Source organism: Gordonia sp. NPDC058843 (assembly GCF_042743165.1).
Classification (GTDB): domain Bacteria; phylum Actinomycetota; class Actinomycetes; order Mycobacteriales; family Mycobacteriaceae; genus Gordonia.
In genome coordinates this window covers 24,877-43,505 of the sequence record NZ_JBHYNC010000011.1, presented here as the reverse complement: position 1 = coordinate 43,505, position 18,629 = coordinate 24,877, and the positions used below count along the sequence as shown (strand labels likewise).

16 protein-coding genes are annotated in these 18,629 nt (G+C 68.9%); 5 read left to right on the top strand and 11 right to left on the bottom strand.

Translation table 11 applies throughout. The annotated features are described in order from the left end of the window. Nucleotides 1-53: 53 nt before the first annotated feature. Nucleotides 54-842 (bottom strand): GDSL-type esterase/lipase family protein, encoded by a 789-nt coding sequence (locus ACFW3F_RS10275; RefSeq protein WP_388056894.1) that lies wholly within the window; start codon nucleotides 840-842, stop codon nucleotides 54-56. A 519-nt stretch (nucleotides 843-1,361) separates the two neighbouring features. Between ACFW3F_RS10275 and ACFW3F_RS10270 the strand changes: the two genes are divergently transcribed. Further along, nucleotides 1,362-4,751 carry a pyruvate carboxylase gene (locus ACFW3F_RS10270; RefSeq protein ID WP_388056892.1) on the top strand — a complete coding sequence of 1,130 codons (3,390 nt, stop codon included), beginning with the start codon at nucleotides 1,362-1,364 and terminating at the stop codon, nucleotides 4,749-4,751. Nucleotides 4,752-4,798: 47 nt separating this feature from the next. Here ACFW3F_RS10270 and uraH read toward each other — a convergent pair whose 3' ends face one another. Both uraH and uraD read right to left on the bottom strand, forming a co-directional pair. Further along, the gene (uraH, locus tag ACFW3F_RS10265) at nucleotides 4,799-5,125 is read right to left on the bottom strand and encodes a hydroxyisourate hydrolase (RefSeq protein ID WP_388056890.1); all 327 of its coding nucleotides are present in this window, start codon (nucleotides 5,123-5,125) and stop codon (nucleotides 4,799-4,801) included. Then, nucleotides 5,122-5,625: a 2-oxo-4-hydroxy-4-carboxy-5-ureidoimidazoline decarboxylase gene (gene uraD, locus ACFW3F_RS10260; protein ID WP_388056888.1), complete on the bottom strand. Its 504-nt coding sequence runs from the start codon at nucleotides 5,623-5,625 to the stop codon at nucleotides 5,122-5,124. Before uraD ends, uraH begins: the two co-directional genes overlap by 4 nt. 51 nt (nucleotides 5,626-5,676) lie before the next feature. On the opposite strand from uraD, the gene ACFW3F_RS10255 reads away from it, so the two are divergent. Further along, on the top strand, nucleotides 5,677-6,261 hold the full coding sequence (locus tag ACFW3F_RS10255; RefSeq protein WP_388056886.1) for an NTP transferase domain-containing protein: 585 nt from the start codon (nucleotides 5,677-5,679) through the stop codon (nucleotides 6,259-6,261). 132 nt (nucleotides 6,262-6,393) lie between these two features. Then, nucleotides 6,394-7,164, top strand: coding sequence for a hypothetical protein (locus ACFW3F_RS10250; protein ID WP_388056884.1), 771 nt, complete (start codon nucleotides 6,394-6,396; stop codon nucleotides 7,162-7,164). Between the two features lie 11 nt (nucleotides 7,165-7,175). Here the strand turns inward: ACFW3F_RS10250 and ACFW3F_RS10245 are convergent, their stop codons facing one another. The 3 genes from ACFW3F_RS10245 to ACFW3F_RS10235 are packed head-to-tail and all read right to left on the bottom strand — an operon-like array spanning nucleotide 7,176 to nucleotide 10,779. Next, entirely contained in the window at nucleotides 7,176-9,281 is a 2,106-nt protein-coding gene (locus ACFW3F_RS10245) for a xanthine dehydrogenase family protein molybdopterin-binding subunit (RefSeq protein ID WP_388056882.1), read from the bottom strand. Next, nucleotides 9,278-10,261: an FAD binding domain-containing protein gene (locus ACFW3F_RS10240; RefSeq protein ID WP_388056880.1), complete on the bottom strand. Its 984-nt coding sequence runs from the start codon at nucleotides 10,259-10,261 to the stop codon at nucleotides 9,278-9,280. The genes ACFW3F_RS10245 and ACFW3F_RS10240 overlap by 4 nt, the downstream gene beginning before the upstream one ends. Then, on the bottom strand, nucleotides 10,258-10,779 hold the full coding sequence (locus ACFW3F_RS10235) for a 2Fe-2S iron-sulfur cluster-binding protein (RefSeq protein ID WP_388056879.1): 522 nt from the start codon (nucleotides 10,777-10,779) through the stop codon (nucleotides 10,258-10,260). Before ACFW3F_RS10235 ends, ACFW3F_RS10240 begins: the two co-directional genes overlap by 4 nt. Before the next feature lie 75 nt (nucleotides 10,780-10,854). On the opposite strand from ACFW3F_RS10235, the gene ACFW3F_RS10230 reads away from it, so the two are divergent. Then, nucleotides 10,855-12,165 carry an NAD(P)/FAD-dependent oxidoreductase gene (locus ACFW3F_RS10230; protein ID WP_388056877.1) on the top strand — a complete coding sequence of 437 codons (1,311 nt, stop codon included), beginning with the start codon at nucleotides 10,855-10,857 and terminating at the stop codon, nucleotides 12,163-12,165. Nucleotides 12,166-12,263: 98 nt separating this feature from the next. Next, nucleotides 12,264-13,391: a nitronate monooxygenase gene (locus ACFW3F_RS10225; RefSeq protein ID WP_388056875.1), complete on the top strand. Its 1,128-nt coding sequence runs from the start codon at nucleotides 12,264-12,266 to the stop codon at nucleotides 13,389-13,391. A gap of 19 nt (nucleotides 13,392-13,410) precedes the next feature. Here ACFW3F_RS10225 and ACFW3F_RS10220 read toward each other — a convergent pair whose 3' ends face one another. From ACFW3F_RS10220 to ACFW3F_RS10200, 5 genes are read right to left on the bottom strand one after another with little or no spacing between them, the layout of a single operon-like run. Next, nucleotides 13,411-13,740 carry a rhodanese-like domain-containing protein gene (locus tag ACFW3F_RS10220; protein ID WP_388056873.1) on the bottom strand — a complete coding sequence of 110 codons (330 nt, stop codon included), beginning with the start codon at nucleotides 13,738-13,740 and terminating at the stop codon, nucleotides 13,411-13,413. Nucleotides 13,741-13,771: 31 nt separating this feature from the next. Continuing rightward, nucleotides 13,772-14,185, bottom strand: a complete 414-nt coding sequence (locus tag ACFW3F_RS10215) for a MarR family winged helix-turn-helix transcriptional regulator (protein WP_388056871.1) — start codon at nucleotides 14,183-14,185, stop codon at nucleotides 13,772-13,774. A 48-nt stretch (nucleotides 14,186-14,233) separates the two neighbouring features. Beyond that, complete coding sequence (locus tag ACFW3F_RS10210) at nucleotides 14,234-15,628, bottom strand: flavin monoamine oxidase family protein (protein ID WP_388056869.1); 1,395 nt, start codon at nucleotides 15,626-15,628, stop codon at nucleotides 14,234-14,236. Nucleotides 15,629-15,665: 37 nt separating this feature from the next. Continuing rightward, a complete protein-coding gene (locus ACFW3F_RS10205; RefSeq protein WP_388056867.1) occupies nucleotides 15,666-17,120 on the bottom strand; it encodes an aldehyde dehydrogenase family protein in 1,455 nt (484 codons plus the stop codon). A 33-nt stretch (nucleotides 17,121-17,153) separates the two neighbouring features. Next, nucleotides 17,154-18,590, bottom strand: coding sequence for an APC family permease (locus ACFW3F_RS10200; RefSeq protein ID WP_388056865.1), 1,437 nt, complete (start codon nucleotides 18,588-18,590; stop codon nucleotides 17,154-17,156). Nucleotides 18,591-18,629 lie beyond the last annotated feature (39 nt).

Genomic DNA, 18,629 nt, shown 5'->3' with positions numbered 1-18,629 from the left:
TCGCGCGGACCATCGATGCAAACGTTCGCATCCGGCCGAACGGGCCTGCTGGGCTACGCGAGCTCGGAAGCGCTCACGGGTTGCGGCCATCGCGGCCCGAGCCCGTCGCCCGACGAGATGCCGCGGATACGCCGCACCACCCACGGTCCGAGAAACGTCCTGGCCCAGTCCGCGTTCTGGCGCCGCTGCTCCCGGCGCGTCGCGACCGCGGCGGCGGCCAGGGTGCCGGGGCTGATGTGGTGGTCGACGCCGAGCAGGTCGAGGACCCGACCGGACATGTGCGCGTGGCCGAGCGGGGACATGTGCAGTCGGTCGGTGTCCCACATGCGGTAGTCGTCATATCCCGGCATGCGCCAGAAGTCGCAGATCAGTGCGCCGTGGCGCTCGGCCACCGCGCGAACGAGCTCGTTGTAGATCGCGATGCGCCCGCGCAGCATGCGGAACACCGGAGCCCATCCGGTGTCGTAGGCGGTGAAGACGACGACGGTGGCGCCGGTCGCGGCGAGGTCACCGAGAGCCGTGTCGTATCGCGCGATCATCGCGTCGATGTCGAGGGAGGGGCGCATGAGGTCGTTGCCGCCGGCGTAGATCGTGACGAGGTCGGGCACCAGGTCGATGGCCGGACCCACCTGCTCGGCGATCACCTCGTCGAGCAACCGGCCGCGGATGGCGAGATTCGCATAGGTGAAAGCCGCCATGTCTGCCGCCCCGGCCGTCGACGCGGCGAGTTGCTCGGCGACGCGGTCGGCCCAACCACGGACCCCGTTGGGTCTGCTCGGATCCGGATCGCCGACGCCTTCGGTGAACGAATCGCCCAATGCGACGTATCGGGTGAAGCCCACGAGTGCGCCTTCCTGATCGAATGGTCGGCGATGACGCTAATCCCGACCGCCGGTTGCGGCCAAAGCGTGCCGTGGACGGAGCGATCGGTCGGCATTCCGACGGAGCGATCGATCGGCATTCACGAATGCTCGAGATGGCGGATCTCTCATTGGCGAACGGCACCGGAGAGTATTTCTCAACACTTCGGCAATGAGTGCCACGTACATTGCGCGGCAATTGTTTTCGGGTCCTTCGGTGAGGTTGGCCCACCCCGGGGTTTCGGTGTCTCGGCCATTCCGGAAAGCGGTGACGCGCGCCCTTTCCGAAGGCGTCGAAGACAGTGTGAGGGGGTGGCCGGTTGGCCGGTCTCGGTGAGTAGGATCACGACGTGAACTGCCCGTGAAATGGGTCGGCGTCGTCGGGGATTCCTGCGTCGACCCGTGTCCGCCGGGAGTTCGTTCGCGCGATCTCCACCGCGATTGTGCGAGTCGCTAGCACGCGCCGGACCGGCGCAGGCGTGAGAGAAAGAGAACACCACGATGTTCGACAAGGTTCTGGTCGCCAACCGCGGCGAGATCGCCATCCGCGCATTCCGCGCCGCCTACGAGCTGGGTGCGCGCACGGTCGCGATCTTCCCGTACGAGGACCGCAACTCCGTGCACCGGCTCAAGGCGGACGAGTCCTACCAGATCGGGGTGCCGGGCCATCCGGTGCGGGCCTACCTGTCCGTCGACGAAGTGGTGAGCGCGGCGGTTCGGTGCGGCGCCGATGCGATCTATCCCGGGTACGGATTCCTGTCGGAGAACCAGGGCCTCGCCGCCGCGTGTGCCGAGGCGGGTATCACCTTCGTGGGCCCGAGCGCCGACATCTTGGAGATGACCGGCAACAAGGCCACGGCGGTGGCCGCGGCGAAGGCGGCGGGCATCCCCGTCCTCGCCAGCTCGGAGCCGTCGTCGGATCTCGACGAGTTGCTCGCCGCCGCCGAGGACATGCAGTTCCCGGTCTTCGTGAAAGCCGTCGCGGGTGGCGGCGGTCGGGGTATGCGCCGGGTCGAGGAGCGCGGCGATCTCGCCGAGGCCATCGCCGCCGCATCGCGCGAGGCCGAGGCCGCGTTCGGTGATGCGACGGTGTTCCTCGAGCAGGCCGTGGTCAACCCGCGGCACATCGAGGTCCAGATCCTCGCCGATACCCAGGGCAACGTCATCCATCTCTACGAGCGGGATTGCAGTCTCCAGCGCCGGCACCAGAAGGTGATCGAGCTGGCCCCGGCCCCGAACCTCTCCGATGAGTTGCGTGAGCGGATCTGCGCCGACGCCGTCGCCTTCGCCCGCCACATCGGCTACTCGTGTGCGGGCACGGTGGAGTTCCTGCTCGACGAGCGGGGCCGGCACGTGTTCATCGAGATGAATCCGCGCATCCAGGTCGAGCACACGGTGACCGAGGAGATCACCGACGTCGACCTCGTGAGTTCGCAGCTGCGGATCGCCGCGGGTGAGTCGCTCGACGATCTGGGCCTGAGTCAGGACGTGATCCGCATCCGTGGAGCCGCCCTGCAGTGCCGCATCACCACCGAGGATCCCGCGAACGGTTTCCGGCCCGACGTCGGGCGGATCACCGCCTACCGCAGCCCGGGCGGCGCGGGCGTGCGGCTGGACGGCGGTGCCACCCTGGGTGCCGAGGTCAGTGGTCACTTCGACTCGATGCTGGTCAAACTCACTTGTCGCGGAAGAGATTTCCCGACCGCGATGCGTCGTGCGCGGCGCGCTGTCGCCGAGTTCCGCATCCGCGGCGTCGCGACGAACATCCCGTTCCTGCAGGCGGTGCTCGACGACCCGGACTTCCGCGCCGGTCGCGTCACCACCTCGTTCATCGACGAACGCCCCGGCCTGCTGACCTCGCGCACGTCAGCCGACCGCGGGACGAAGATCCTCTCGTACCTCGCCGATGTCACGGTGAACAAGCCGCACGGCGAGCGACCCACCACGGTGTATCCGCGCGACAAACTACCCACCGTCGAGCGTTCGGTGCTGGCCTCGCCGTCGAACGGCTCGCGGCAGCGGTTGCTGGAACTCGGTCCGGAGGGGTTCGCGCGCGACCTGCGCGAGAACCCGCGTCTGGGCATCACCGACACGACGTTCCGCGATGCGCACCAGTCGCTGCTCGCGACGCGTGTGCGCACCAACGGACTGCTCAACGTGGCACCGTATGTGGCGGCGCTGACCCCCGAGCTGCTGTCGGTCGAGTGCTGGGGCGGCGCGACCTATGATGTGGCGCTTCGCTTCCTGAAGGAAGATCCGTGGGATCGCCTCGCGCAGTTGCGCGAAGCCATCCCCAACATCTGTCTGCAGATGCTGCTGCGTGGTGCCAACACGGTGGGGTACACGCCGTACCCGACGAAGGTGACGACCGCGTTCGTGTCGGAGGCGACCGACGTCGGCATCGACATCTTCCGTATCTTCGACGCGCTGAACAACATCGAGGCGATGCGACCCGCGATCGATGCGGTGCGCGAGACCGGTACGGCGGTGGCCGAGGTGGCGATGAGCTACACCGGTGATCTGTCGGATCCAGCCGAGGACCTCTACACCCTCGACTACTACCTGCGGCTGGCCGAACAGATCGTGGACGCGGGCGCCCACGTCCTCGCGATCAAGGACATGGCGGGCCTGCTGCGTGCGCCCGCGGCGACCACGCTGGTCTCCGCGCTGCGGCGGGAGTTCGATCTGCCGATCCATGTGCACACCCACGACACCCCGGGCGGGCAGCTCGCGACCTACATGGCCGCGTGGCAGGCCGGTGCCGACGCGGTCGACGGCGCCAGCGCCGCGCTGGCGGGCACCACGAGCCAGCCGCCGCTGTCGGCGATCGTGGCCGCGACCGCACACACCGAGCGGGACAGCGGGATCGACCTCGCACGGGTGTGCGATCTCGAGCCGTATTGGGAGGCGCTGCGAAAGGTGTACTCGCCCTTCGAGTCCGGGCTTCCGGCACCGACCGGCCGCGTCTACTCGCACGAGATCCCGGGCGGTCAGCTGTCGAATCTGCGGCAGCAGGCCATCTCCCTCGGTCTGGGCAACCGGTTCGAGGCGGTCGAGCAGGCGTATGCCGCAGCCGATTCGATGCTGGGCCGGCTGGTCAAGGTGACCCCGTCGTCGAAGGTCGTCGGCGACCTCGCGCTCGCTCTGGTCGGTCGCGGCATCACCGCGTCGGACTTCGCGGCCGACCCGGCGTCCTACGACATCCCGGATTCGGTGATCGGCTTCCTGCGCGGCGAGCTGGGTGACCCGCCCGGTGGCTGGCCCGAACCGCTGCGCACCCTCGCCCTGCAGGGCCGGGCACCCGCACCCGAGGTCACCGAACTCTCCGCCGACGACGAGGCCATCCTCGACAAACCCGGGCGCGACCGTCAGGTCCGGCTCAACCACCTGCTGTTCCCCGGCCCCGCCAAGGAGTTCGAGGAGCACTACGAGGCCTTCGGGGACACCTCGACGCTGTCGGCCAACCAGTTCTTCTACGGCCTGCGCTACGGCGAGGAGCACCGTGTCGAGCTCGAGCCCGGCGTCGAACTGCTCATCGGGCTCGAAGCGGTGAGTGATCCGGATGACCAGGGCATGCGGACCGTCATGTGCGTCCTGAACGGCCAGTTGCGGCCGATCGCGGTGCGCGATCATTCTGTCGACTCGACCGTGGCGTCGGCGGAGAAGGCCGACCGGTCCAACCCGCACCACATCGGCGCCCCGTTCGCCGGAGTGGTGTCGCTGTCGGTGGACGTCGGTGACGAGGTGGCCGCCGGTGCGACGATCGGCACCATCGAGGCGATGAAGATGGAGGCCGCGATCACCGCTCCGGTGGCCGGCAAGGTCACCCGTCTGGCCATCGGCTCGGTCACCCAGGTCGCGCCCGGAGATCTCCTCATCGAGATCCGCTGAGCATCCGGCGGCGGGGTGGGCGCCCCGCCGCCGGTCAGCTACCCCGGTCAGCTACCCCGGTATGTCGAGTATGCGAAGGGGCTCAACAGGATCGGAACGTGGTGGTGGCGTCCGGCGTCGTCGATCTCGAAGCAGATGTCGATCTCGGGGAAGAAGCCCTTGATGTCGTTGTCGGCGAACCAGTTCCCGGTGTCGAAGACGAGGTGGTAGATCCCCGGGACGAGGGCCTCGGTGTTCACCGCGGTGATGCGTCCGTCCGAATCCGTCGTGCCGGCGGACAATTGCGTTCCCGACGCGTCCTGGAGCGACACCTCGATGCCGACGGCGGGCGCGCCGGACACGGCGTCGAGAACGTGCGTGGACAGACCGGTCATCGTGAAACCCCTTCGTCGGCGGTGAGCTCGGTCGACAGCATACGGAGCAGCCGCGCGCGATTGATCTTCGCCAGTTCCGCACGCAGGACGCGCCGTTCGGTCGCGGCGTCGTTGGTCATCCTCTGCTCGAGGACGGCGAGCAGCTCGTCGGCGGGTCGGCCGTTCGCGAAGACCAGGTACACGTGCCCGAACCGTCTCTCGTAGTCGGCATTGCCGTCCTTCAGCCGGGCGAGCACCGATGCCGCTGCGCCCGCCACCCCGGACTGCTCACGCGCCGACGACGCGTTGTCCGGCCGGTCGCCGATCCGGGGATGCCCGGCGAGCGCCTCGTCGAGGTCGTCCTCCGTGATCTCGGCCAGCACGCGGTCGGCGGCGTCGAGCACTGCGGGGACATCGCCGTAGGGTCTTGCGCGCAGCATGCGCTCGACCCAGGCCGTCGAGGCGCAGCAGGCGCGCAGCGCGGACCGCGCCTCGTCGTCGTCCATCTCGTTGAGGAGCATGCCGACCAGCCTAGGAGGCGGCGGCCGCGACGTCGCGTGGAAGATGGAGCGATGAGCGACGCCACGGCGCCACGGCGCGCGCAGCGATCGGCGGGTCGGGTGCTCGGTGTGGTGCTCGCCGCCGGCGCCGGGACCCGATACGGGATGCCGAAGATCCTTGCCGACGACGGCGCGTGGCTCCAACGCGCGATCGCGGCGCTGCGCGACGGCGGTTGTGCCGAGGTCGCGGTTGCCATGGGGGCCGTCGTCGTGGACCCACCCGAAGGCGCCGGTGCGCTGATCGTCGAGAACTGGGCCGACGGTGTCGGCGCCACGGTGTCGGCGTCCCTGCGCTGGGCGATGACACGACCGGACGCCGCGGGGCTGGTGGTGCATGTGGTCGACACCCCGGACAGCGGACCGGAGATCACCGAACGCCTCCTCGACGCGGTGGCGGGTGATCGGGCTGTGCTGGCGCGAGCGGTCTTCGACGGTCGTCCGGGGCATCCGGTGTACATCGGTGCCGAGCACTTCGGACCTGCGCTGCGCGTGGTCGGCGGTGACGTGGGGGCCCAGGTGTATCTCCGGTCCCGGGAGGTGACCCCCGTCGAGTGCGGCGACCTGGCGGGTGGCGAGGACATCGACGAGCGACTCTGACCACCGGACGAGCGTGCCCGTTTCGAGACCTTCTCGTCGCCGTTCCGGTGCACGGTGATCCCACGTGGGACAACCGTCCATGTCTAGGGTGCAGACAGAGCCGGGTAACGGACCGCACTCTTCGCGAAGCGGGTGATCACCGTGGCGCACGATCGTCGTCGACGCCTCACCGCGATTCTCGCCGCGCTCGTCGTGGCAGCCGGGCTCGCCGCGTGCGCGACCGGTCCCGACGCCACCGAGTCGGCGCCTGCGCCCCGGTCCGTCGACGACTCGCATCTGCCGCCCGGTTTCGACACCACCTTCCATTGGACCGCGACCGGCGTCCTCGATCCGCAGACCGCGGAGGGCACCTTCGTACGCGCCTTCACCGAGTCCTTCGAACTCGCCAACGCCGGACGGTCGGCGCGGTGGGGGTATCCGGGATTCGCCGAGGCCGCACCGTCGAACATCGACGAGATGGTGACGGCGTATCCCGCAGCCCTCTCGACGTCGGGGCGCGAGGTCGGCACCGCCTTCTATCGCGCGCTTCGCCGCGTCGACGACAACGGCTGGGCTCGAATCGTACTGTGCCGTCACGGGTATCGGTCCGTGCAGCACGGCGGCGAGTGGACCGTCGGTTTCGACACCCCGCGACCGGTCGAGATCGACATCCGACGGGTCGGGGACGATCCCGCAGCAGCCCCACGCGGCGGCGAGCGAACCCCAGGGGCCGATGTGTTCGGCGGGTGGTTCACGTCCCGCTACGACTTCGCCGCGCTGTATCCGACCCCGACAGCGGATCAGAAGGCGTGTGCGGCGATGAGTCCGGAGGGGATGCCGCACTGGCTGCCGATGACGAGCGGCGACCCGTGGCCGATCATGGCCCCGACGCCCGGATGGTCGACCTACCCGGGCGCCGGCTGAACCCGCACCGACTACTGGTCGGGCAACCCGTCGAGCAGATCGTCGAGATGTACCGGGAGGTCGCGGACCCGAACTCCGGTGGCGTTGTGGATCGCATTGACCACCGCCGCGGCGCTGCCCACGATGCCGATCTCGCCCGCCCCCCGTGAACCCATCGGGGTGGCGCGGTCGTCACGGTCGTCGAGCCAGATCGCGTCGACGTCGGCGATGTCGGCGTGCACGGGGATGTGGTAGTCGGCGAGGTCCTGGGTGACCACGTGACCGAAGCGGTGATCGCGAACGCTCTCCTCGTGCAACGCCATCGAGATGCCGAACGTCATGCCGCCGATGAGCTGCGAGCGAACCGTGCGCGGGTTGATGACACGCCCGATGGAGAACACCCCGAGCATGCGCGGGATCCGGATCTCACCGGTGTCCACGTCGACGCGGACCTCCACGAAATGCGCTCCGAACGAGGCCGCGGTGAACTTCTCGAGGTCGGGGTTGTCCGCGGCCTCGGCACTGAGCTCGGCGCCCTCGGGCGGGTCGTCGCCGAATCGCGCGCGGAACTGATGCGCGGCGGTGACGATGGCCGACCCCCACGACGACGTGCCCGACGATCCGCCGGCGACGGTCGCGCTCGGGAGGGCGCTGTCACCGATCTCGATGTCGACCACGTCGGTCGGTATCCCGAGCGCGTCGGCGGCGATGATCAGCAGGGTCGTCCACGCCCCGGTGCCGATGTCGGTGGCCGCGATCCGGACCGAGTAGCGGCCGCCGCGGTGTGCGATGGCGGCCTCGTTGCCCGGCTGCACCATGTGGGGGTAGGTGGACGAGGCGACGCCCAGGCCGACCAGGTGCCGCCCGGAGCGGCGGGAGCCGGGCTCGGCGGGACGATGGTCCCACCCGAACCTGTCCGCGCCCTCGCGGAGACACTCGAGCAGCCGCCTCGACGACCAGGGATTGCCCGTCTCGGGGTCCTCGGCCGGTTCGTTACGCACCCGAAGCTCGATCGGGTCGATGTTCACCGCGTGCGCGAGCTCGTCCATCGCCACCTCGCCGGCGAACATCCCGGGTGCCTCACCCGGCGCCCGCATCCAGAAGGGGACTGCGACGTCCAAGGGGACGACGTGATGATCGGTCCGGCGGTTCGCGACGGCATACATCGAGCGAGAGGTGACCGCGGCCTGCTCGGCGAACTCCTTGGCATGAGCGCTGTGCGTGTGCGCCTCGTGCACCAGGGCGGTGAGCTGGCCGTCGCGGTCAGCGGCCAGCCGGAGCCGCGAGCGCGTGGGCGCGCGGTGGCCGACGTAGGCGAACATGTGTTGCCGGGTCACGGCGAATTTCACCGGGCGCCCGGGCAGCATCATCGCCGCCATGGCCGCCAGCACGTCGTGGGAATGTGGTGACCCCTTGGAACCGAATCCGCCGCCGACGTGCGGTGCGACGACCCTCATCTGCTCGGGTTCGAGTCCCAGCACCGGCGCCAGCGAGGACACGACGCCCTGCGTCGACTGGGTCGAATCGTACAGCGTCAGGGTCTTCTCGTCCGGGTGCCACGTCGCCACCACCGTGTGGGGCTCCATCGGATTGTTGTGTTCTTCCGGTGTCGAGTACCACTCGTCGATCGTGACGGTGTCCGTGCGGCCGGAGTCCCCGGCCGCCTGGTCGAAGATCCGATCGGGGTCGCCGTCCAGCGAGGTCGGCTCGAACCCGCCGTTGACCTGCTCGGGGCGGTAGCTCGCCGGGTGGTCGATGCGGAACTCGGTGTCGTGGTCGGCCTCGTCGTACGTCACGGTCACCGCTGCCGCGGCCTCCCGGGCCGTCTCGGGACTGTTCGCGACGACGGCGCCGATCAGCTGCCCGCGGTAGGCGATCTCCGGCGACTGCAGGATCGTCAGGTCGCCGTCGGAGGTGTCGGCCAGCCGCGGGGCGTTCTCGTACGTCAGCACCAGGTGCACGCCATCGGTGCCGTGCGCGGCGGCAGCGTCGATCGCCGTCACGCGTCCGCGCGCGACGGTGGCGGTGATCGGCCAGAGATACACCCCGTCGATCAGGTGCTCGTAGGCGTACGGTGCTGTGCCGCGGACCTTCTCGACGCCGTCGATCCGTGCATGGGAGGTGCCGATGGCGGTCATCGCGTGCTCAGCTCCCGCAGTGTGGCGATCAGGGTACGTCGAGCGAGGGCCACCTTGAACTCGTTGCCCGCCAGCGGGCGTGCGTCGCCGAGTTCGGCTTCGGCTGCCGCAGCGAACAATTGCGGTGACGGACGCTGTCCGCGCACCACGGATTCCGCGCGTTCGGCCCGCCACGGTGTGTGTGCGACACCGCCGAATGCGATGCGTGACTCGCCGATCACGTCCCCGTCCATGCTCACCTCGGCCCCGACGGAGATGAGTGCGAAAGCGTACGAGGCACGGTCGCGGACCTTGCGGTAGGTCGACGCCGAGTCGGGCAGGGGAGGCGGCACGTCGATGGCCACGATGACGTCGTGCGGCTCGAGTACGGTGTCCCGCTCGGGGTGTTCGCCCGGGAGCCGGTACAGGTCGCGGATGTCCACCTCGCGCTCACCATCGGGACCCTGCACGACGACGCGTGCGTCGAGTGCGGTGAGGGCGACCGCCATGTCGGAGGGGTGGGTCGCCACGCACGCGTCCGACGCGCCCAGGATGGCGTGGTACCGCGTGTAGCCGCCGATGGCCGAGCATCCCGAGCCCGGCGTCCGTTTGTTGCAGGGGGTGGTCACGTCCTGGAAGTACACGCAGCGCGTGCGCTGCAGCAGATTCCCCGCGTTGGTCGCGAGGTTGCGCAGTTGTGGTGAGGCGCCCGACAGCAGAGCGCGCGCCAGCACGGGGTAACGACGCCGGACCAGGGGATGGGCGGCGGTGTCGGCATTGCGTGCGGTGCCGCCCAGACGTAACGAACCGTCCGGCTTCTCGGTGATCCCGTCGAGCGGGAGTCGCGAGACGTCCAGCAGGGCGGTCGGATCGGCGACCCCGAGCTTCATGTGATCGACGAGGTTGGTGCCTCCGGCGATCAGCTTGGCGCCGTCGTGGGCGCGCAGGAACTCGACGGCACCGGCCACGTCGGTCGCGCGGTCGTAGGTGAACGGGATCATTGATCGGCCACCTGTCGGATCGCGGCGAGGATGTTGGGGTAGGCGGCGCAGCGGCAGAGGTTGCCGCTCATCCGTTCTCGGATCTCGTCGTCGGCCAAACGGCTGTCGTCGCCGCCCGAGGTCGGGTCCAGGTCCTCGGTGACGTGACTCGGGTGGCCCTGCTTCGCCTCGTCGAGCATCCCGACCGCCGAACACAGCTGGCCGGGGGTGCAGTATCCGCATTGGAAGGCGTCTTCGTCGATGAACGCCTGCTGCATCTCGTGCAGGTCGTCGCCGTCGCCGAGGCCTTCGGCCGTCACGATCTCGCTGCCCTCATAGGACACCGCGAACGACAGGCAACTCACGATCCGCCGACCGTCGACCAGCACGGTGCACGAACCGCACTGTCCGTGATCGCATCCCTTCTTGGGGGAGAAGATGCCGAGCCGGTCACGGAGACCGTCGAGCAGGGTTGTGCGCGTGTCCACGACGACGTCATGGTCGGCACCGTTCACGGAGAGCGAGATCCTGGCTTCCACATCGCGGGGCGTACCCGACGCACCGGGTGGTAAACACCCACCGCATGCGCGGGAATGTCTGGAACAATCGGCCCAATGGCCACCTCGAGACCCAGAGTTGTCGTCATCGGCGCCGGATTCGCGGGCATGCACTGCGTCCGCCGGCTCAAGAACGAGCCGGTCGATGTCACCGTCGTCGACCGCGGGACCAGTCACCTGTTCCAGCCGCTGCTGTATCAATGCGCCACGGGTCTGCTGTCGGAGGGCGCGATCTCCAGCCCGATTCGTCACCTGACCCGCCGGCACAAGAACCTCGACGTGGTGCTCGGCGAGGCGTCGGACATCGACGTCGACGCCCGTGAGCTGACCGTCGACCGCATCGACGGGTCGTCGTTTCATCTCTCGTACGACCACCTCGTCGTCGCGGCCGGGATGCGCACCGCCTACCGCGGCAACGAGGCGTTCGCCGCACACGCCCCGGGGATGAAGACGCTCGACGACGCGCTGTCGATCCGGCGCAAGATCATGGCCGCGTTCGAGATGGCCGAGACGATCACCGACCCGGAGGAGCAACGCTCCTGGCTCACCTTCGCGGTGGCCGGTGGCGGGCCCACCGGTGTCGAGCTCGCGGGGCAGATCCGGGAGGTCGCGACGCTCGCGCTCGAGCGCGAGTTCGATGCGATCGATCCGGCCCAGGCGCGGGTGCTGCTGCTCCACGGCGGAGATCGGGTGTTGCCGTCGTTCTCCCCGAAGCTCTCGGCCAGTGCCCAACGCACGCTCGACGAACTCGGGGTCGAGACCCACCTCGGCGTGCATGTGACGGGAGTGGGGGAGAACTTCGTCGAGACGACCCGCAAGGCCGACGGCGACAAGCAGACGTATCCCGCGCGGACGACCCTGTGGACGACCGGTGTCGAGGCCGTCCCGTTCGCCACCACGCTCGCCCGCGCGCTGGGTGCCGAACAGGACCGCGGTGGCCGGATACCGGTGGGGCCCGACCTCTCGGTCCCGGGCCACCCCGACGTCTTCGTGTGCGGCGACATGAGCTCCTACCGCGACCTCGCGGGGGTCGCCGAGGTGGCCATGCAGGGCGGCCGCCATGCCGGGGCGGTGATCGCCGAAACCGTTGCCGGGCAGACCGATAGGTCGCCATTCAAGTACCGTGATCTCGGCACGGCAGCCTACATCGCGCGCCGGCACGCGATCGTGCAGTCGGGGCCGCTCCAGCTGTCGGGATTCCTCGGCTGGGTCGCGTGGGGCGTCATCCACATCGCCTTCCTGGCGGGTGTGCGAAACCGGATGGGCACCGTGATGACCTGGGGCGCAACACTCCTCACCGACAGCCGGCGGGAGCGTGCGATCACCTACGGTGACCCGGAGACGGCGCGACAGCCCTACGGTCGATGACCGGAGTTCCCTCGATCGCTTGTCCGTGAACCCCTCGCCTGGTATCCAGAGTAGAACACGTTCTAATTCTGACCGTCTGACTGGGCGAGGAGTCCTGTATGCACACCCCGATCTGTGACGAGCTCGGTATCGAGTTCCCGATCTTCGCGTTCACCCACTGCCGCGACGTGGTGGTCGCGGTGAGCAAGGCGGGCGGGTTCGGCGTGCTCGGCGCGGTCGGGTTCTCCCCGGAGGAGCTCGAGATCGAGCTCAACTGGATCGACGAGCACATCGGCGACCGTCCTTACGGCGTCGACATCGTCATCCCGAACAAGTACGAGGGCATGGACTCGAACATGTCGGGCGAAGAACTGGCCAAGATGCTGCAGTCGATGGTTCCGGCGGAGACCCTCGACTTCGGCCGCAAGCTCCTGCGCGACCACGGTGTGCCGCTCAACGAGGACAGCGACAACTCGCTGCAGCTCCTGGGCTGGACCGAGGCCACCGCCACCCCGCAGGTCGAGATCGCACTCCAGCATCCCAAGGTCACCCTGATCGCGAACGCCCTCGGCACGCCGCCCGCCGACATGATCGAGAAGATCCAGTCCGCAGGCCGCAAGGTGGCCGCCCTGTGCGGATCGCCGAAGCAGGCGCGCAAGCACGCCGACGCGGGCGTCGACATCATCATCGCCCAGGGCGGCGAGGGCGGCGGGCACTGCGGCGAGGTGGGTTCCATCGTGCTGTGGCCGCAGGTTGTCAAAGAAGTTGCGCCGGTGCCGGTTCTGGCCGCCGGTGGCATCGGTAGCGGTGAGCAGATCGCGGCGGCCCTCGCGCTCGGCGCGCAGGGCGCGTGGAGTGGTTCGCAGTGGCTGATGGTCGAGGAGGCGGAGAACACCCCGGTCCAGCAGCAGACCTACATCGAGGCCTCCAGTCGCGACACCGTGCGCAGCCGGTCGTTCACCGGCAAGCCGTGCCGCATGCTCCGCAACGACTGGACCGAGGCCTGGGAGGACCCGAACAACCCCGATCCGCTGGGAATGCCGTTGCAGTACATGGTCTCCGGCATGGCGGTCGCGGCCACGCACAAGCATCCCGACGAGAGCATCGACGTCGCCTTCAATCCCGTCGGCCAGGTCGTCGGACAGTTCCGCAAGGTCGAGAAGACCTCCGCGGTGATCGAACGGTGGGTCACCGAGTACATCGACGCGACGAGCAGTCTGGACTCGTTCGCCAACGCGAACGCCTGAGACGTCGACGGTGGCGATCTCACTCGGTGAGGTCGCCACCGGCCGCTCGCCAGCCGATGAGGCCGCCGCTCATGTTGACGGCCTCGAAGCCGTTCTCCACGAGGAGATTTGCTGCACCGGCGGATCTGATCCCGCCGGTGCAGAACGCTATGAGCAGGGTGTCCTCGGGGAGTTCGACGCATCGCTGCGGAAGGACCTCGAGAGGCATGTGTACCGCGCCCGGGATGTGGACGCGGTTCCATTCGAAGTCGCGTCGAACATCCACCACGACGGCGCCGGCGGTGACCAGGCGAAGCGCCGCGGCTGCGGGCACGGTCGGAGGGCGGCGGAGATAGTGGCGAACCTTCACAACCTTCAGTCTAACTGAAGGTTGTGGGCGGTCAGGAACCGGTCACGGACGCGAAGTGCGCCGCGAGTGCCGCGGTGAGCCCGGGGAGGCGCTCGGCGAATTCGGCGTCGAGGCGGCTGACCTGCTGGGCCGCCCGCTCCAGAAGCTCCTCGCCGGCCGCGGTGATACCCAGTGCCGATGCGGCGCCGGCATGTGCCGTCCGGTCATCGACGAGTCCGGCGTCGACGAATCCCGAGACCGCCGTGTGCGCGCTCTGCACAGTGATCCGCGAGCGCCGGGCCAACTCGCTGAACGAGATGCCCGGCGTGCCCCGGATGTGGCCCAGGAGGCCGTACTTGCGCGGGGTCAGGCCGAGCGGTGTGAGTGCCGCCGCCAGCTCGGCCTCCCAGACGCGCCCAATCGTGAGCAGTGTGACGGTGGGACTGAACGGCGGCGGCTCCGGCATGGGGGCAGGCTAACAGCCACCCGGACAGAGATCACCGGCGTCGGGCGTTCACCGCAGTTGCGCCATCACCTTGCGAGCCGTGGTGATACCGGATTCGATGGCGCCGTCGACGACCACGCCGTTCCAGCCCTTCGCGAAGTCGGCGCCGGCGAAGTGCAGACGCGTGGTGGAGTCGTGGAAGTGACTCCAGCCGTTGAAGAACTGACCCGACTTGAGCGTCGCCCAGGTCTGGCCGGACCACGGATCGGCCACCCAGTCGTGACCGCCGCAATCGATCACCGTCAGGTCGTTCCGCCACACATCGACCGCCCTCTGCGCCGAGGCGACGTCGTCGAGGTCGATGGCCGTGTGGTCGGACCCGAACCCCACCAGGATCGTGGCGTCCTCATCGTCGAGGAAGTACTCGCTGCGCAGCAGCGAAATCGGATGCTGTCCGGGCGCTCCGGCGATGACGGAGTGGTGACCGGCGACCTTGATCCAGATCTTGAAGCCCACCGAGTTGGTCCCGTCGGCGATGAGTGCGGTCTGCTCGGCCGACAGGGCGGGGCTGAAGTCGATGGTGCGCAGTGCGCCGATGGGTGCGGTGACGATCACCGCGTCGGCCGCGACGACCTCGCCGGTCGCCATTGTCACCCGGGCGCCGCCAGGATCGTGCGTCACCGAGCGGACCGGGGTGCCGAGCACGATCTCACCGCGAAGGTCGCCGGCGATCGCCTCGTAGAGGCCTCGCATCCCGTTGGTGAGTTTGAATCGCAGGGTCTGCTCGTCCATCAGAGCGCTGCGGTGATCGCTCAGAGACGCCCAGTGTTTGGCCATCAGCGGGGACGCCGTGGCCGTCGGGCCCTGGTACCCGGCCGACCAGTACGAGTCGGCGAGGTCGATCTCCTCGCGGGTGAAGTCGCCGTTGTGCAGGCAATCGAGCACGCTTCCCTTGTCGGCGGCCAGGAAGCGTTCCCGCAGTTCGGGATCCGTGTCGGGGTCGCGGAGGATCGCGAGCGGGTCGTGCGGGTAGGGGAAGAACTCGCGTGAACCGTCGACGATGGTCTCCTGCAGCCGTGACAGCTTGGTGTCGAGGTCGTGCTCGGTGCCGGAGTGCACGACGCCCTCGCTCACCCAGTACGCCGACTCGATGTCGGGGCTGGGGTAGATCGTCTGCGCGTACCGGGTGATCTCGGTCCAGACGAACGGTTGCATCCAGTGCACCCAGGTGGCGCCCATCTCCAGGGCATGGCCGCCCAGACGTTCGTCGGTCCACGCGCGCCCGCCGATGCGCTCGCGTGCCTCGATGACGCGGACGTCGATGCCGGCGGCCTCGAGCTCGCGGGCCGCGGTGAGGCCGGCGAAGCCCGCGCCGATGACGATGACCGACGGACGTGGTGATGGGCCGGGATCCGTTGCGCGGGAGACGGACGCGGGGCCGGCGGGTCGGGGATCGGGGGACATGACTGCTCCTTGACGATGGCAGGAAGGTTACGGGGTGTCAGAGCACGACGGTGACGGTCTTGGGCTCGGTGTAGGCGAGGATGCCCTCGTACCCGAGCTCGCGACCGATCCCGCTCGCCTTGACACCACCCCACGGGAGTTGCGGAGCCAGCGGCGACCAGCCGTTGATCCCGATCGCTCCGGCGTCGATGCGCGCGGCGACGGTGTGGGCGCGGGACAGGTCGGTGGTCCAGACGGTCGCCGACAGTCCGTACTGGTTGTCGTTGGCCAGTGCCAACGCCTCGTCGTCGGTGTCGAACGGGATGACCAGGCCGACGGGTCCGAAGATCTCCTCGCGGGCGACGGTCATGTCGTTGCGCCCGGCCAGGACGGTGGGTGTCACGTAGAACCCGGCGGAGTCCGGTGCCGCACCGCCGCTGACGACCTCGGCGCCCTCGTCGACGCCGGTGTCCAGGAGCGCGAGTACGCGGTCCCGCTGACGGGCGTTGACCAGCGGCCCCATCGTCGTCGACGGGTCGAACGGGTCGCCGAGCACCTGTGCCTGCGCGGCACCGGTGAGCCCGTCGAGGATCGCGTCGTAGACCTTCCGGTGCGCGAGCACGCGGGTTCCCGCCGCGCAGACCTCGCCCTGGTTGAAGAACATGCCCATCGCGCACCCCTGGATGGCCGCGTCGAGATCGGCGTCGGCGAAGACGATCTGCGGCGCCTTGCCGCCCAACTCGAGTGCGGTGCGTCGGAACGTGTCCGCGGAGTCACGCAGGATCGTGCGACCGGTCTCGGTGGAGCCGGTGAAGGAGATCTTCTTGACCCCGGGGTGGCGGGACAGGACGGCGCCGGCCACGCTGCCGATGCCGGTGACCACGTTGACCGTTCCGGGTGGGAAGCCGGCCTCGTCCACGAGTTCGGCGAGGCGGAGCACCGACAGCGAGGCGTCCTCGGCAGGCTTGATGACCACGGTGTTGCCTGCGGCCAGGGCGGGAGCCAGCTTCCACCCGAGGATCATCAGCGGCGCGTTCCACGGGATGATGGCACCGATCACGCCGATCGGTTCGCGTCGCGTGTACGCGTGAGTGGGGACCGGTCCGCCGAGGTATCCGTCGTTGGCGATGAGTTCGCCGTTGATCTTGTCCGCCCACCCCGCGTAGTAGCGAAGGGTGGCGATCAGATTCGGGATCATCAGTGCCGAACTCATGCCGAGTGGCCGCCCCATGTCGAGCGACTCGAGCGCGGCGAGTTGCTCGATGTCTCGCTCGACGAGGTCGGCGAGCCGGTTGAGCAGCAGACCTTTACGGGACGGGGCGAGGGCGCCCCACTCGCCGCGGAAAGCCGACCGCGCGGCGGTGACCGCGGTGTCGACGTCGGCGGCATCGGCCGATGCGAGCTCGGCAAGTGGTTGTGCCGTCGCCGGATTGAGGGTCGTGAAGGTGGCGTCTGAACGGTGCCAGGTACCACCGATGTACAGGCCGGTGTGCAGGTTCGAGATGTCGATCATGGTGAGTTCGCTTTCTGTGCGGGGCAGGACTGGTCACGAGGCGGATGCGGCCGGGGTGTCTCGGCGCGCCGGCCGACGCCAGCGGCCGATGGATGCGCCGATCACGAAGACGGCGACGATGACGAGCAGGAACACGGTGGCGAGGATCTGCGATCCGCTGATCAGCGTGGTGAAGTTGGCGACCACGAGTGCGGTGATACCGAGCAGTCCGACGGTGCCCAGGGCCGGCGCGATCCTGGTGTGCCACAGCCGGTTGTCGGTGGAGCTGCGCCGGAACCAGACGATGATCGCGATGCTGGTGAGCACCATCAGCACCAGGATGCTGACGATCGCGACACCGGCCATCCAGGTGAACAACTGCAGCACGGGATCGGCACCGGCCACGGCGAACGCGCCGACCAGGATGAAGGCGGTCACCGTCTGCACCACCGAGCCGACGTGGGGCGAGCCGTGGCGGCCGTGCACGTCCATGAGTCGGCGCGGTGCGTACCCGGTCCGCGACAGCGCGAAGGTGTACCGCGCGATGGCGTTGTGGAATGCCAGCAGGGCGGCGAACAGGCTCGTCACCAGCATCACCATCATCACGTCGGCGGCGACGCTCCCGAGGAAGGTGGTGGTGGCGACGAAGGTCAGATTCGCCGTATCGGCCTGCGCGGCGGCCTGCACCTGATCCGAGCCGAAGGCGAGCACCACCGCCCAGCTCGCCGCGGCGTAGAGGATTCCGATGGTGCCCACGGCGACGTAGGTCGCGATCGGCACGGTTCGCCTCGGATTGCGGGCCTCCTCGCCATAGATGGCCGTCGCCTCGAAGCCGACGAACGAACCGATCGCGAACATCAGCGCGATGCCGGGTGAGCCCGACAGGAATTCCGACGGCGTGAAGGACACGACGTCGACGCCGTGCGCGCCACCCTGTGCCAGCACCGCGACCGTCAACGCGACGATCAGCGCGATCTCGGCCACGAGGAGGACGCCGAGCACCTTGGCGCCGAGGTCGATGCTGCGATAACCGAGAACGGCCACCATGGCCATCAGCACGAATGCCCACAACCACCACGGCAGGTCGGGACCGCCGAATCGGAGAACGACGTCGCGCATGGTGGACGCCGCCAGGCCGTAGATGGCCGCCTGAATGGTCGTGTAGGCGAGCAGGGCCAGCGCGGCCGAGCCGACGCCGGCGCTGCGGCCGAGACCGTGGGTGACGTAGGCGTAGAAGGCGCCGGTGTCGGTCACCGAACTGCTCATCGCCGCATAGCCGACGCTGAACACCAGCAGGACGGCCGCGGCGACGATGTAGGCCATCGGGGCTCCCGCGCCGTTGCCGATCGCGATCATCACCGGCAGCGAACCCGCCACCGCTGTGAGCGGTGCGGCCGCCGCGATGACCAGGAAGACGATTCCGGAAACACCGATCGAACCCCTGAGGGCTGATCGGGCGGGCGTCGACGTCGGATGGATGGTGTCGACCATGGCGAGCTCTCCTGTCGGCTATGGTTCAACGAACGTAGA